Source organism: Lentibacillus sediminis (genome assembly GCF_002763455.1).
GTDB lineage: Bacteria > Bacillota > Bacilli > Bacillales > Amphibacillaceae > Lentibacillus_D > Lentibacillus_D sediminis_A.
The window spans coordinates 335,804-350,320 of record NZ_NIXK01000005.1; the positions used below are offsets into that span (position 1 = coordinate 335,804).

Genomic DNA, 14,517 nt, shown 5'->3' on the forward strand with positions numbered 1-14,517 from the left:
ACGCGCCGAAGTTCTCGCTCACGGGCGGAAGTTTCTGTTTACGCGCCGAAGTTCTCGCTCACGGGCGGAAGTTTCTGCTCACGCGCCGAAGTTTTCTTTCACAGGCGGAAGTTTCTGTTCACACGCCGAAGTTCTCACTCACGGGCGGAAGTTTCTGTTCACGCGCCGAAGTTCTCGCTCACGGGCAGAAGTTTCTGCTCAGACGCCGAAGTTCTCACTCTCGCGCTGAAGTTCCCACTCCCGGCTCCACGTATACATCCTTCTTTTTCTGTCGATGATGATGACAGAATAATTGGGAGGTAATCAACGTGAGAAAAGGGACGCTGAAACAGATTTTGCTGTTGACCGATGGCTGCTCGAATAAGGGAGAAGACCCGGCGCTTGCTGCTGCTGTGGCTTATGAGCAGGGAATTGCTGTTAATGTGATTGGTATATTGGAAGACGAACAGACCGAGCAGCCGGAGGGTTTGAAGGAAGTGGAAGACATCGCACTTTCCGGTGGTGGGGTCAGTCAGCTTGTTTATCCGGAAGTGCTATCCCAGACCGTACAGATGGTGACAAAGCAGGCGATGACCCAGACTTTGCAGGGATTTGTCAATAAGGAGCTCAAACAGATTCTCGGTTCCGAGGGGTCCATGGAGGAGCTGGAACCGGAGAAACGCGGGGAAATTATGGAAGCGGTCGAGGATATGGGAGAAACCTGCGATTTGGAAGTGCTTGTGCTTGTTGATACCAGTGCCAGCATGAGCAATAAGCTGCCGACAGTGAAAGAGGCATTAATTGATTTGTCGATCAGTTTGAATGCACGGATTGGCCGTAATCGCTTCAGCATTTACAGTTTTCCGGGTAAGCGCAAGGATATCCAGAAAGTACTGGACTGGTCACCGAAGCTGGACGATATTTCCTCTGTTTTTCCAAAACTGACCTCAGGCGGCATCACGCCAACAGGACCGGCGATACGGGAAGCTATGTATCAATTCGGCAAAAAAAGCTTACTGAGGAGCCTGCGCAATGATGATGAACGAGGCATCGAAGAAACAGGCTACTGACCTTAAACCAGGCACGCAAATCACCGGAAAATGGCATGGCAAGCGCTATCTGATTAAAAAGAAGCTAGGAGCCGGTGCGATTGGCGCGGTCTATCTGTCAGAAGCAGGCGGGCAGCCCGCAGCGTTGAAAATCAGTGAAAAAGGCACATCAATGACGGTGGAAGTAAATGTGCTGAAATCGTTAGGCAAGGTCCAGGGAAATCGCCTTGGACCTTATTTGCTGGATGTCGATGACTGGGTGTCTCCATCGGGTGAAGCGTATTCCTTTTATGTAATGGAATATTTGCAGGGAAAAAGTCTTGCTTCTTTTCTGCAGAGCCGCGGCAGCGAATGGACCGGCGTGTTTATGCTGCAGCTGTTAGAGGACCTGGAGAAGCTGCATCAGTCCGGCTGGGTGTTCGGCGATTTGAAAACCGATAACCTGCTCGTTGTCGATGCACCGCCAAGGCTTCGGTGGGTCGATGTCGGCGGCACGACTAAAATCGGCCGGGCCATTAAAGAATACACGGAGTTTTACGACAGAGGCTATTGGGGAATGGGGTCAAGGAAGGCCGAGCCAAGCTATGATTTATTTGCGTTCGTGATGGTGTTTTTGCACGTTTCTCACGGGAAGCGGTTTGAAAAAGGTGTCAACCCCGAGCGGACATTGTTTAAAAAACTGGATGAAGCTAAGACACTTGTCCCGTACCGAGAGCCGCTGAAGAAAGCCTTGCAGGGAAGGTATCACAGCAGCTTGATAATGAAGCAGGAAATAGCGGCCGCGATCAACCATACCCGTTCTCGCCGTACTGCACGGCAAAACAAGCACAAATCCCCGGTTCTGCTTGAAATGGGAGGGATTAGCGCGCTGGGTGCGGTTTACTACCTTATTTCTCTACTTTTCTAGCCGCAGCCGTTATAATAGAAGGGAAGAAGAAGTATTTGGAGATGGGCACAGAATGAATCAGCAAGTTACTAAATTTATTAAAAAACATCAGTTACTGAACCCTGGATCCACGGTGCTTGTTGGGGTATCAGGCGGTCCCGATTCCATGGCCCTGCTGCATTTTCTCGCACAGGCTCGCGAAACATGGAATCTTAAGCTAATCGTCCTCTCGGCAGACCATCAGCTGAGAGGCGAGGAGTCAATTGCGGATCAGAGGTATATCAAACATATGTGTGAACAATGGAACATACAATTTATCGGAGCAGCCCTTAATGTGCCCAAGTATAAGCAAGCGCATAAGCTCGGCACACAGGCAGCGGCACGAGCCATGCGCTACCAGTTTTTCCAAGAACAGATGGAAGCGGAAAATGCCGATTACCTGGCACTTGGCCATCACGGGGATGACCAGGCAGAGACGATGCTGATGGCGCTTCTCCGTACTGCTAGCTCCAGTTCTTTTGCCGGCATTCCGCTGAAACGGCCGTTTGCAACTGGTGCGATTATCCGGCCATTCCTTTGCCTGACAAAAGCAGAAATTGAGGCATATTGCGGGGAGCACGGGATTGAACCAAGAATCGACCCATCCAATCAGGAAACCGTGTATACGCGGAATTTTATCCGAAAAGAACTGCTTCCGGTCATCAGGGAGAAAAACCCAAATATCCATACAACCTTGCAGCAGCTGAGCCATACCCTTAAGGAGGACGAACAGTTCCTGCGCCGTGAAGCGGAAAAAGTATGGGAAAAGACAGTCACCCTTAATGACGAAGAGCAGTCAGCAGAAATGGACATTGATGTCTTCTGCGGGCATCCTCCTGCTTTACAAAGGCGTGTCTATCATCTACTATTGGACTATCTGTACGGGCGACTGCCAAAGGATTTATCCTATATCCATGAAGAACAGTTTTTTGCATTGCTGGAATCGGAAAAAAGCAATGTCCAGCTTGATTTTCCTGCCCAGCTGAAGCTGGAGAAAACCTACAGGAAGCTGCAATTTTCTTTCCTGCAAGCATCCCAAGCCGATCCGTCTTTTCATCATACATTGGAAGTTCCGGGACGTGTCGAGCTGCCGGACGGTTCTCTTGTCACGGCAGAGTACCGCATTCAGACCGATGGAGCTGGGCCACATCAGTATGTGCTCGGAATGGAGCAAGTCGGACTGCCATTACATATACGAACGAGAAAACCGGGAGACCGGATGAGCTGGAAAGGGCTTAAGGGAAGGAAAAAACTCAAGGACTTATTTATCGATGAAAAAATTTCGCCAAAAGAACGTGATAATTGGCCGGTAGTAACCGATAATAATGGAGAGATCCTGTGGCTTCCCGGATTGAAAAAAGGAGAACCTGAAAATAAGGTAAAGCCGTCCTCATATATTCAAATTACCTACGAAAAAAGCGATGTGCAGGAGGAAAACCATGCAAAGCGACATTAAAGAAGTTTTAATTACAGAAGAACAGATAAGAGAAAAATGCAAGGAGCTTGGCAAAGAGCTCGCGGCGGAATATGTCGAAAAGTTTCCGCTGGCCGTCGGGGTGCTAAAAGGTGCTCTGCCATTCATGTCGGATATCCTGCGTGCGACGCAAATTCCCTTGGAAATGGACTTTATGGATGTCAGCAGCTACAGCGGCACGCGTTCCTCCGGTGAGGTTAAAATTGTGAAAGACCTTGATACCAAGGTGGAGGGCCGTGATTTATTAATCATTGAGGACATTATCGACAGCGGGCTGACACTGAGCTACCTGGTGGATCTTTTCAAATACCGCAAAGCAAGGTCCATCAAAATTGTGACATTGCTTGACAAGCCAGATGGAAGAACGGCGGCGATTAAAGCAGATGTGATCGGGTTTGAAGTGCCGAATGAGTTTGTTGTCGGCTATGGGCTTGATTATAATGAGAAGTACCGCAATCTGCCGTATATTGGGGTGCTCAAACCGGAAGTTTACGGCGGCGAGCCGGAATAGGGAAACAGGGAAGCATATAATAAGGATAAATTAGTTGTATCAAAACTTTTTTATATGGTACTATTGTTTGTAGTTTTTCCCCATGAGGGAGGAGGTAAGTAATGAGCCGGATATTTCGGAATGTGTTCTTTTGGATTCTTTTATTCCTTGTTATCATAGGGATTATATCGCTATTCCAGGGACAAAGCGAAGAAACGGAACAATTTAATGTACATGAATTCTCCGATGCGCTGGAAGCAGGCGAGATTGAAGAATTGACGTATCAGCCAGTTAACGGTGTTATCCGTTTTACAGGAACACTGGTGGATGGCGGACAGTCATTTACCACACAGGTTCCAAATAATTCACAATTTATTTCAGAGGTTATCAACCAAGCGGAAGAACAAAGCATACTTACCGTGGAGCAAGAGGAGCAGCCAAGCATCTTTGCCCAATTCCTGACGATGATGCTGCCGTTTTTGATTATCGGTCTTATCTTTTTCTTCTTGCTTAGCCGTGCTCAAGGTGGCGGCGGTGGTGGCGGCCGTGTCATGAACTTTGGCAAAAGCAAGGCGAAGATGTATACCGAAGACAAGAAAAAGGTTCGCTTTAAAGATGTCGCTGGTGCGGATGAAGAAAAGCAGGAACTAGTGGAAGTTGTTGACTTCCTGAAAGATCCGCGGAAGTTCGCCTCAGTAGGTGCGCGTATTCCAAAAGGGGTGCTGCTAGTCGGACCTCCGGGAACCGGTAAAACACTCCTTGCCCGCGCTGTGGCCGGAGAAGCAGGCACACCTTTCTTCTCGATCAGCGGTTCGGACTTTGTAGAGATGTTCGTTGGTGTTGGTGCTTCCCGTGTCCGTGATTTGTTTGAAAATGCGAAGAAAAATGCGCCATGTATCGTCTTTATCGATGAGATTGATGCAGTAGGAAGACAGCGTGGTGCTGGTCTTGGCGGCGGTCATGATGAGCGGGAGCAAACGTTGAACCAGCTGCTCGTGGAAATGGACGGATTTGGTGCTAACGAAGGGATCATTATGATTGCTGCAACCAACCGTGCAGACATTCTTGACCCGGCGTTATTGCGCCCGGGACGTTTCGACCGGCAGATCATGGTAGACCGTCCGGATGTCACTGGCCGCCGTGAAGTGCTGCAAGTGCATGCGCGAAACAAGCCACTTGATGAATCGGTTGATTTGAAAACAGTGGCAATGCGGACACCAGGGTTTTCCGGTGCCGATCTGGAGAATCTGCTGAACGAAGCAGCGCTGGTTGCTGCAAGGAACGACCGAAATAAAATCATTATGCTTGATGTGGATGAGGCGATTGATCGGGTGATTGCCGGTCCTGCCAAGAAGAGCAGGGTTATTTCGAAAAAAGAACGGAATATTGTGGCCTACCACGAAAGCGGACATACGATCATTGGCATGGTGCTGGACGATGCAGATCTCGTGCATAAGGTGACGATTGTCCCGCGTGGCCAGGCTGGCGGTTATGCCGTCATGCTGCCTAAGGAAGATCGTTACTTTATGACGAAACCGGAACTGTTTGACAAAATCACTGGACTGCTCGGCGGCCGGGTGGCAGAAGAAATCATCTTCGGCGAAGTGAGCACCGGGGCATCAAATGACTTCCAGCGTGCCACAGGCATTGCCCGGAAGATGGTTACCGAATTCGGCATGAGTGACAAGATCGGCCCGCTGCAGTTTACCAGCGGCGGCGGTGGCGATGTATTCCTCGGCAGAGATCTTGGCAATGAACAGAACTATAGTGATACGATTGCCCATGAAATTGATATGGAAATGCAGAATTTCATCAATTATTGCTATGACCGGGCGAAGACGATTCTGACCGAAAACAAAGATAAGCTTGAGCTTGTCGCGCAAACCCTGCTTGAAGTGGAAACTCTGGATGCCAAGCAGATCCGTTCCCTGATGGATGACGGCGTGCTTCCGGAACCGGAGGAAGAAGACGAGGGCGGATCCGGTGATGATGTGAAAGTAAACATCAAGTCCAAGGAAGAAGCAGAAAAAGAAAGAGATAAGCGGCTGGAAGAGGAACATTCGGAACAAGACAGCGAACAGCCTTCGGAAACCGACCAACCACCGCTGACAGAGGAAGAGAAAAAGCAGATTACGACAGACAATAAGCCTTCTGCTGATAAAGACGATAGAGACAATTAGAAAGAGAAAAGCAGCTGTGAGTACATTCGCAGCTGCTTTATCTTTTGTTCTGGCGCCTGCATTCTAATACCAGCGTAAATGTGGTATATTAATGAGGTAGAAAGAGGCTATTTTTTGGCGAAGATGTTTCTCGTGAATACAGCATCTCCGGAGACCGTGTCGATTGGACAGGAAGGTATGGGAAGACAATGTTATTTGTACTGGATGTAGGGAACACCAACACTGTTTTAGGTGTATTTGATGAGTCGGAGTTAAAATATGAGTGGCGGATCAAAACCGACAGGCATAAAACCGAAGATGAATTCGGGATGCTGATTAAGTCGCTGTTTGATCATAATGGAATTGCTTTTTCTGATATCAATGGGGTAATTATTTCCTCTGTGGTGCCGCCGATCATGTTTGCTCTGGAAAAAATGTCGCGGGTATATTTTGATACACAGGCATTGATTATTGGCAAGGAGGCACCGAAGACATCGCTGAAAATGAATTATCCAAACCCGCGGGAGATTGGTGCTGACCGCGTGGTTAATGCCGTGGGTGCCATTAAGGAGTACGGCGCACCGCTGATTATTATCGATTTTGGCACAGCGACCACCTTTTGTTACATCAATGAGCGCAAAGAATATAGTGGGGGCATTATTTCCCCGGGTATTAATATCTCCATGGAAGCCCTGTACAACAAGGCGTCCAAGCTGCCGAAAATCGAAATCCAGGCACCGGATCAGGTGGTTGGCCAGTCGACGGTGGAGGCGATGCAGTCCGGGGTTTTCTACGGGTATGTCGGCCAGGTCGATAGCATCGTGAACCGGATCAAACGGCAAATGGGCGGGAAACCGACTGTGATTGCCACAGGCGGCTTGTCCGCATTAATCGCCGATGAGTCGGAAACAATTGATTATGTAGATCCGCATTTAACACTCAAAGGACTTTATATTATTTATGAACAGCACAGAAGCATGACATAAAGGAGCGATTTTGTTGAAAGATTATCTAATAAAAGCAACGGCATATAATGGGATGGTCCGTGCCTATGCCGCCACAACCACCGATACGGTCGAGGAGGCGCGCAGGAGGCAGGACACCTGGGCAACAGCTTCAGCAGCACTGGGCCGGACGCTTACTGTCACTGCGATGATGGGAGCGATGCACAAGGGTGATGCATCCCTTACCGTCAAAATAGAAGGAGATGGCCCGCTTGGGGCGATTGTTGCAGACGGCGACACCGATGGCCATGTCCGCGGCTATGTGAAACGGCCGCATGTGGATTTTGACTTAAATGAAAAAGGAAAATTGGATGTAGCGCGAGCGGTAGGTACAGAGGGAATCCTGAGTGTCACCAAGGATTTAGGGCTGAAAGACTTTTTTACCGGCGAGGTGCCGATTGTTTCCGGGGAAATCAGTGAAGATTTCACGTATTACTTTGCCAATTCCGAGCAGGTTCCTTCTGCTGTGGGCGCGGGTGTCCTGGTTAATCCGGATCATACAATTCTGGCGGCCGGCGGATTTGTTGTTCAGGTAATGCCGGGTGTGGAGGAAGATGTGATCACCCAACTGGAAGAACAGATCCAAAGTTTTCCAGCGATCTCCACCCTTATCCGTGAGGGGAATTCTCCTGAAGAAATCCTCCAGCGGCTTTTCGGGGAAGATGATCTTAAAATTCATGAAAAGATGCCAGTAGAGTTTCGCTGTACTTGCTCCAAGGAACGGATCGAACAGGCCATTGCCGGTTTGGGAAATGAAGAGATCCAGAGTATGATTGAAGAGGATCAGGGAGCAGAAGCGAGTTGTCATTTCTGCAATGAGACGTACCAGTTTACCGAACAAGAACTCGAAGCATTGATAAAATAGGAAAGCCAACACGGGGGATACGAATCTATGTCAAAAAAGTTACTTCTGGGCATCATTTTGGTGCTTGTCGTCTCGAATCTCGCCACATTGATGCTCTGGAATAATAATAGCGGGGAATCGGTTGTTTTAAACGATGACCAGGAAGGTACTGCACTAGATACAAGAGAAGCAGTCGCCTCGGTTAACGGAGAAGAAGTTACCTATGATGAGTGGATGCAGGCACTGCGTTCAAACCATGGGGAAAAATTGCTGAAGTCGATGATCGACCGGTCTGTCGTTTCGCAGCTGGCTGAGGAGAAAAACATCGAAATCATAGAGAAGGTGATTGACCGGGAAGTGGCACTCCTGACCTCGATGCAGGGCGTGATGTCGGAAGAAGCTTATCAGGAAAAGGAAGAGCAGTGGCGCGAGGATGTACGCTACCGCTACCAGCTGCAGCAGCTGCTGACAGAGGATATCAACATCCCGGAAGAAGAAATACGTACCTATTATGATAATTATGGCAACCAATATGATTTTTCTGCTGCCATGCAGATTTCCCATATTGTTGTGGAGGATATGGAAACGGCGGAAAAGATAGTGGACGAGCTGGATCAAGGGGCACACTTTTCGATGCTGGCCCAGGAATATTCGATTGATGAGGAATCGCAAAGTGATGGATACCTTGGTTTTATCAATACCAACAGCCAGTTTTTCCCGAGCGGCTATGAAGAGATAGCTGCAGATATGGAAGAGCATTCCTACAGTGAACCGTTCCAATCGGATGCGGGCGGGATTGCCATTCTGTATGTGCACCGCAAGCTGCCGGCGATTGAATTTACCTATGAGGAAATGAGGCCATATGTGAAAAGCGAGCTGGCTTTGCAGGAGTCCGACCAATCACTGACAGCCGCACCTTTGTGGGAAGAATTTGATATTGGGTGGATTTATGATGGGGAAGTTGCTCGGTAAAAATACTTCCTGGCCTGCCGCCCGCGGAAATACCCTTCGTTTTCCGCGGGCGGCTGGTGAGTCCCCTCGTGCTGTCTCTTCTTTAAGGGTCTCGCCTATGCCTGCCATCCCGAGCCGACCAGGAGTCTTCGGGTATTTTCTCCGCTGGCGATGTGTTTTATAACTTTACCACATTTATTCCCTGCCTATTTAAAGCAAACAACAGCCAACCACTTGTTGATAGTTGATTGAAGCGGTGGGGCGGTCGACTCAGGCGGGAAAAGGAACAATCGATCATGTAGCAGCTCCCAACCATTTAGAAAAAAGCCTAATCATACAAGCCTATTTTCGAACATTTCAGTTGACTTTTTCCCGGGGAAAACGTACATTATAATTAAATCATATGAAATAACTAGGATTTAGGAGGGTCTTCCATGAGAGTTGCAGATAATATTGCCGGATTAATTGGCGAGACACCGATTGTGAAGTTGAACCGAATCACCGATGAGGATAGTGCAGATATTTACGTAAAGCTGGAATTCATGAATCCCGGGAGTTCCGTGAAGGATCGGATTGCCCTGTCGATGATTGAAGCGGCAGAAAAAGATGGATCGCTGAAACCGGGCGATACGATCATTGAACCGACCAGCGGGAACACTGGCATCGGGCTTGCCATGGTAGCGGCTGCTAAAGGGTATAAAGCTCTGCTTGTTATGCCTGATACGATGAGCCAGGAGCGTCGAAATTTGCTGCGTGCCTATGGAGCGGAGCTTTTGCTGACACCAGGCGCAGAAGCGATGAAGGGTGCAATCAAGAAAGCGGAAGAGCTGCAGCAGGAGAATGGCTATTTCATGCCGCAGCAGTTCAACAATGAAGCAAACCCGGAAGTGCATGCCCGCACCACTGGAGCGGAAATTGCCGAGCAGATGAGTGACGGGCTGGACGGCTTTGTCTCCGGCATTGGCACAGGCGGCACGATTACAGGTGCAGGCCGGGTGCTGAAAGACAAGTTTCCGGGGGTTCAGCTGTTTGCTGTAGAGCCAAATGATTCAGCAATCCTGTCCGGCGATTCTCCGGGACCGCACAAAATTCAAGGACTTGGCGCAGGATTTGTGCCAAAAGTGCTTGATACCAGCGTTTATGATGAAGTGCTCCGAGTGACCAATGAGGAAGCCTATGAAGTCGCCAGAGAAGTAGCGACGACCAACGGCATTCTCGGGGGCGTATCCTCCGGCGCAGCAGTAGCAGCCGCCAAACAGGTTGCGAAAAAACTCGGTGCCGGTAAAAAAGTGCTGGCAGTGCTGCCTGATAACGGTGAGCGTTATCTGTCCACCCCGCTGTATCAATTTGATGATCAATAAGCAGATGAAAGAAGGAACCGGCATCGGTAGTAGATGCCGGTTCCTTTTTGGTTCCAGGAAACCTGAGAGAAAAACGTCCAAAAGCATTGCGGGTTGCCCTGTGTTTCTTATATGATACGATAGAGAAATAAACGCGTAAGAGAAGAGGTGCAGCCATGCTATTAAAAACAGCCGTGAAGACATATGATCTGTCGTCGCGTACGCATATTATGGGAATTTTAAATGTCACCCCTGATTCGTTCTCCGATGGGGGAAATTATACAACAATTGACCGGGCTGTCCGTCAGGCGGTGGAGATGGAAGAGGCCGGTGCCGATATCATTGACATTGGCGGTGAATCCACACGGCCGGATCATGACCCGGTCAGCCTGGAGGAGGAACTGGAGCGTATCCTGCCGGTGATTCGGGCAGTTAAAGAAAACGTCGATGCGCTGATTTCGATTGACACATACAAAGCAGAAGCCGCCAGACAGGCTATCGAGGCCGGTGCCGACATCATCAATGATGTGTGGGGAGCCAAGCGCGAACCGGAAATCGCCGAGGTGGCAGCATCGCATCAGGTTCCAATCATTCTCATGCACAATCGACCTAATCAAACGTACACCTCGCTGATTGATGATATGAAAAAGGATTTAGCGGAGTCGATCGAGATTGCCACAAAAGCAGGTGTCGCAAAAGATAAGATTATTCTTGACCCCGGCGTGGGCTTTGCTAAGACGGCAGAAGATAATCTGCGTGTCATGCAGCAGCTGGAAGAATTTACAGGGCTTGGCTATCCGTTGCTCTTGGCTACTTCCCGCAAACGGTTCATCGGCGGCGTGCTTGATCTTCCCGCCTCTGAGCGCGACATCGGGACAGGTGCCACCACCTGCCTCGGCATTGCCAAAGGCGCGCAGATCATCCGAGTTCATAATGTAAAAGTCAACCGGCAGCTGGCAGACATGACCGATGCCATGCTGCATGCGAAAGGCGGTGCCGTACATGGATAAAATTATGCTCAATGGGATGAAGTTTTATGGCTTCCATGGTCTTTTGCCTGAAGAAAACAAGCTGGGTCAGCGTTTTCAGGTCGATACGGAACTTTTTCTTGATTTAACAAAGCCCGGCCAGAGCGATCAAATGGATGATTCGATTCATTACGGCCAAGCCTATGACCTGGTAAAGGAAATTGTCGAGGGGGAGGCGAAGCAGCTTTTGGAATCCGTCGCCGATACCATCGCTGCCAGACTGCTGGAGGAGTTTTCTCTGCTGGCAGCCTGTACGGTTCGTGTCACGAAGCCGGACCCTCCGATTGCCGGACATTATGATTCCGTTGCTGTAGAAATTTACCGGGAGCGGGAGCATGAATAGGGCCTACATCGCGCTGGGAGCGAATATCGAGCCGCGCGCCCGGCATCTGCAGAAGGCTTTAGACATGCTCAGACGTCATCCGCATATTACAATGAAAAAACAATCCTCGATCTATGAAACAGCACCAGTAGGCTATACGGAACAGGCTGACTTTTTAAATATGGCAGCAGAAATTGACACCTCGCTCTCGGCATCAGAACTGCTGGATGTCTGTCAGCAGATTGAACAGGAACTGGGGCGAAAGCGGTCGATACGATACGGCCCGCGCACAATCGACCTTGACATTTTGCTGTATAATCAAGAAAATAAGAAAATGGACAGGTTAACCATTCCCCATCCAAGCATGCATGAGCGTGCATTTGTGCTGATTCCGCTCGGCGATATTGCTCCTGAGGTGCTCGTCCCGGGATGGAATAAGCGTGTGAGGGATTTTATAGATGAGCTTCCGAAGACCGAGACAAAGGATGTAAGCAAATGGACAGAAAGCGGATCGGCAGAAGGGTAAAAGGATTCCGCAAACTAAAAGGATACACCCAGATGGAGTTTGCAAAAAAGCTGGATGTCTCGATTAGTTTGATTGGCGGAGTGGAGCGGGGAACAAGGCAAGTGAGTGAGGAGTTTCTCACTATGACGGCTGACGCCCTGGAGATCGCCAAGGAAGAACTTACCCTGGAGGAAGCAGCCGATCAAACGGGTGAAGAGGATGAGTGATGTTTAAAATAGGAGATATTACGATCCCCAACTTTGAGACCGCAGCTCACCCGCTGGGCAGACGAACGTGAAAGCAGGAGCGTTTTCCTGTATACTTATACATTAATGAGACAGGAGTGATGGCAGTGTCAGAGGAATTAAACGAACATATGCGGGTCCGCCGGGGAAAATTACATTCCTACCGCGAACAGGGGCTGGATCCCTTTGGTGGAAAATTTGCCAGAACTGCGACGGCAGCAGAGCTGGAAGAAACATACGATCAATTTTCCAAAGAAGAATTGAAGGAAAAAGAAGGAGAAACAGAGGTTACGATTGCCGGGCGTGTGATGACCAAGCGTGGAAAAGGCAAAGCCGGTTTTGCCCATGTGCAGGACTTGAGTGGTCAGATCCAGATCTACGTCCGAAAAGATAGCGTTGGAGAAGCAGCCTATGAGGTGTTTCAATCAATTGATATGGGAGACATCGTTGGCATCACCGGGGTCATGTTTAAAACGAACGTCGGCGAATTGTCCGTCAAGGCAACAGAATTTCATCTGTTGTCCAAATCACTAAGACCGCTTCCGGAGAAATACCACGGGCTGAAGGATGTGGAGCAGCGCTATCGCCAGCGCTACCTTGACCTGATCACAAATAGTGAAAGCAAGGACACCTTTATCCTTCGCAGTAAAATTCTCCAGTCGATGCGGCGCTATTTGGACGGGGCGGGATTTTTGGAAGTGGAAACACCAATGCTGCACGGCATCCCTGGGGGAGCGGCCGCCCGCCCATTTGCCACGCACCATAATGCATTGGACATCCCGCTGTACATGCGGATCGCAATTGAGCTCCACTTGAAACGTCTGATTGTCGGCGGCATGGAAAAAGTTTATGAAATCGGCCGGGTTTTCCGGAATGAAGGGGTATCCACCAGACATAACCCGGAATTCACCATGATGGAACTGTACGAAGCTTATGCCGACTACCATGACATTATGGATTTGACCGAAAACATGATTGCCGCAATCGCCAAAGAAGTAAAAGGCACAACGACGATTACGTATGGCGATCAGGAAATCAATCTGGAACCAAAATGGACAAGACTGCATATAGCAGATGCCGTTAAAGAGGCAACCGGCGTGGATTTCCGGGAGAAAATGAGTGATGAAAAAGCCAGGGAGCTTGCCGCCGAGCATGGTGTGGAGATCGGCGAGTCGATGACATTCGGCCATATTGTTAATGAGTTCTTTGAGCAGAAAGTGGAAGAAACATTAATTCAGCCTACCTTTATCTATGGACACCCGGTGGAAATTTCCCCGCTGGCTAAGAAAAATAAAGAGGATGATCGTTTCACCGACCGTTTCGAACTGTTCATCGTCGGGCGCGAGCATGCAAATGCATTCAGTGAATTAAATGACCCGATTGATCAGCGCGAACGATTTGAGGCTCAAGTAAAGGAAAGAGAAACTGGAAACGATGAAGCCCATCTTATGGATGAGGATTTCCTGGAGGCGCTGGAATACGGCATGCCGCCAACAGGAGGACTTGGCATCGGCATGGATCGTCTGGTAATGCTGCTGACCGATTCTCCTTCGATCCGCGACGTTCTGCTCTTCCCGCAAATGCGTAACAAATAAGAGTGAATAGATAGTCAAGCCACAGGTGCCCGGGAGGAACCTGTGGCTTGCTTTCTGTTTTGGAACAGAAGATAAGGTACTCCTATTGAAATGATATGTTTATATCCGGTGAAAACGGGGAATCTATAGTAATCAACCCGGTCGGATGGGTTAATAGCACAGATTTCGTGGAGCTAGCTGCAATCGTAGCTTTCCACTTCAGTTCATTTTCCAGTTATTTCATCAAAATAGGGCTTGATTTCTTCTGTGAATCATGGTAAATTTATTATCGTCGCTTAAGACAAAGCGGCCGACATGAAGGAAACGCAAAAATCGGGTTAAAAAACTGTTGACTTTCGATATCTTCATGTGGTATTCTATTAGAGTCGCTGTTTTGAGAGAGCGGCAAAAAACATTCCAGTCTTTCGAAAGAAAATATTTTTTTCGGTGTTGACTTTTGATTGGTGAATATGGTATGATTAAAAAGTTGCTGCAAAAAAGCAACCGGCAAGATTTGCTCTTTGAAAACTGAACAAAACAACCAGTATGAACGAAACAAGAGGAAGCCATTGGATGCTTTTAGCAAACGATGGTTCCCCTGAAACAATTTTTGAAGCTAAGACCATCA

At 48.8% G+C, this 14,517-nt stretch carries 14 protein-coding genes; all 14 read left to right on the forward strand.

What is annotated here, in order from left to right:
• Positions 1-308: 308 nt before the first annotated feature.
• The 14 genes from CEG13_RS10675 (at position 309) to lysS (ending at position 13,910) form a co-directional block, all read left to right on the forward strand.
• Positions 309-1,049: a VWA domain-containing protein gene (locus tag CEG13_RS10675; RefSeq protein WP_100011858.1), complete on the forward strand. Its 741-nt coding sequence runs from the start codon at positions 309-311 to the stop codon at positions 1,047-1,049.
• A complete protein-coding gene (locus CEG13_RS10680; protein WP_100011859.1) occupies positions 1,012-1,935 on the forward strand; it encodes a protein kinase domain-containing protein in 924 nt (307 codons plus the stop codon). Before CEG13_RS10675 ends, CEG13_RS10680 begins: the two co-directional genes overlap by 38 nt.
• A gap of 52 nt (positions 1,936-1,987) precedes the next feature.
• Entirely contained in the window at positions 1,988-3,409 is a 1,422-nt protein-coding gene (tilS, locus tag CEG13_RS10685) for a tRNA lysidine(34) synthetase TilS (protein ID WP_100011860.1), read from the forward strand.
• Positions 3,393-3,938, forward strand: coding sequence for a hypoxanthine phosphoribosyltransferase (hpt, locus tag CEG13_RS10690; RefSeq protein WP_100011861.1), 546 nt, complete (start codon positions 3,393-3,395; stop codon positions 3,936-3,938). The genes tilS and hpt overlap by 17 nt, the downstream gene beginning before the upstream one ends.
• Before the next feature lie 101 nt (positions 3,939-4,039).
• On the forward strand, positions 4,040-6,097 hold the full coding sequence (ftsH, locus tag CEG13_RS10695; RefSeq protein ID WP_100011862.1) for an ATP-dependent zinc metalloprotease FtsH: 2,058 nt from the start codon (positions 4,040-4,042) through the stop codon (positions 6,095-6,097).
• Positions 6,098-6,285: 188 nt separating this feature from the next.
• Positions 6,286-7,062 (forward strand): type III pantothenate kinase, encoded by a 777-nt coding sequence (locus tag CEG13_RS10700; protein WP_100011863.1) that lies wholly within the window; start codon positions 6,286-6,288, stop codon positions 7,060-7,062.
• Positions 7,063-7,075: 13 nt separating this feature from the next.
• The gene (hslO, locus tag CEG13_RS10705) at positions 7,076-7,945 is read left to right on the forward strand and encodes an Hsp33 family molecular chaperone HslO (protein ID WP_100011864.1); all 870 of its coding nucleotides are present in this window, start codon (positions 7,076-7,078) and stop codon (positions 7,943-7,945) included.
• A 27-nt stretch (positions 7,946-7,972) separates the two neighbouring features.
• A complete protein-coding gene (locus CEG13_RS10710; protein WP_100011865.1) occupies positions 7,973-8,896 on the forward strand; it encodes a peptidylprolyl isomerase in 924 nt (307 codons plus the stop codon).
• Positions 8,897-9,309: 413 nt separating this feature from the next.
• On the forward strand, positions 9,310-10,236 hold the full coding sequence (gene cysK, locus CEG13_RS10720) for a cysteine synthase A (protein WP_100011867.1): 927 nt from the start codon (positions 9,310-9,312) through the stop codon (positions 10,234-10,236).
• Between the two features lie 155 nt (positions 10,237-10,391).
• Positions 10,392-11,225, forward strand: coding sequence for a dihydropteroate synthase (gene folP / locus CEG13_RS10725; protein WP_100011868.1), 834 nt, complete (start codon positions 10,392-10,394; stop codon positions 11,223-11,225).
• Entirely contained in the window at positions 11,218-11,586 is a 369-nt protein-coding gene (gene folB / locus CEG13_RS10730; protein WP_100011869.1) for a dihydroneopterin aldolase, read from the forward strand. The genes folP and folB overlap by 8 nt, the downstream gene beginning before the upstream one ends.
• Positions 11,579-12,091 (forward strand): 2-amino-4-hydroxy-6-hydroxymethyldihydropteridine diphosphokinase, encoded by a 513-nt coding sequence (gene folK, locus CEG13_RS10735; protein WP_100011870.1) that lies wholly within the window; start codon positions 11,579-11,581, stop codon positions 12,089-12,091. Before folB ends, folK begins: the two co-directional genes overlap by 8 nt.
• A complete protein-coding gene (locus tag CEG13_RS10740) occupies positions 12,061-12,297 on the forward strand; it encodes a helix-turn-helix domain-containing protein (protein ID WP_100011871.1) in 237 nt (78 codons plus the stop codon). Before folK ends, CEG13_RS10740 begins: the two co-directional genes overlap by 31 nt.
• 125 nt (positions 12,298-12,422) lie before the next feature.
• Positions 12,423-13,910, forward strand: a complete 1,488-nt coding sequence (gene lysS, locus CEG13_RS10745; protein WP_100011872.1) for a lysine--tRNA ligase — start codon at positions 12,423-12,425, stop codon at positions 13,908-13,910.
• Positions 13,911-14,517: the final 607 nt, after the last annotated feature.

Bases quoted from the DNA above. Each gene is read 5' to 3' on its own strand.
- CEG13_RS10680 (WP_100011859.1), top strand. From the start codon at position 1,012: ATGATGATGAACGAGGCATCGAAGAAACAGGCTACTGACCTTAAACCA.
- tilS (WP_100011860.1), top strand. From the start codon at position 1,988: ATGAATCAGCAAGTTACTAAATTTATTAAAAAACATCAGTTACTGAAC.
- hpt (WP_100011861.1), top strand. From the start codon at position 3,393: ATGCAAAGCGACATTAAAGAAGTTTTAATTACAGAAGAACAGATAAGA.
- ftsH (WP_100011862.1), top strand. From the start codon at position 4,040: ATGAGCCGGATATTTCGGAATGTGTTCTTTTGGATTCTTTTATTCCTT.
- CEG13_RS10700 (WP_100011863.1), top strand. From the start codon at position 6,286: ATGTTATTTGTACTGGATGTAGGGAACACCAACACTGTTTTAGGTGTA.
- CEG13_RS10710 (WP_100011865.1), top strand. From the start codon at position 7,973: ATGTCAAAAAAGTTACTTCTGGGCATCATTTTGGTGCTTGTCGTCTCG.
- cysK (WP_100011867.1), top strand. From the start codon at position 9,310: ATGAGAGTTGCAGATAATATTGCCGGATTAATTGGCGAGACACCGATT.
- folP (WP_100011868.1), top strand. From the start codon at position 10,392: ATGCTATTAAAAACAGCCGTGAAGACATATGATCTGTCGTCGCGTACG.
- folB (WP_100011869.1), top strand. From the start codon at position 11,218: ATGGATAAAATTATGCTCAATGGGATGAAGTTTTATGGCTTCCATGGT.
- folK (WP_100011870.1), top strand. From the start codon at position 11,579: ATGAATAGGGCCTACATCGCGCTGGGAGCGAATATCGAGCCGCGCGCC.
- CEG13_RS10740 (WP_100011871.1), top strand. From the start codon at position 12,061: ATGGACAGAAAGCGGATCGGCAGAAGGGTAAAAGGATTCCGCAAACTA.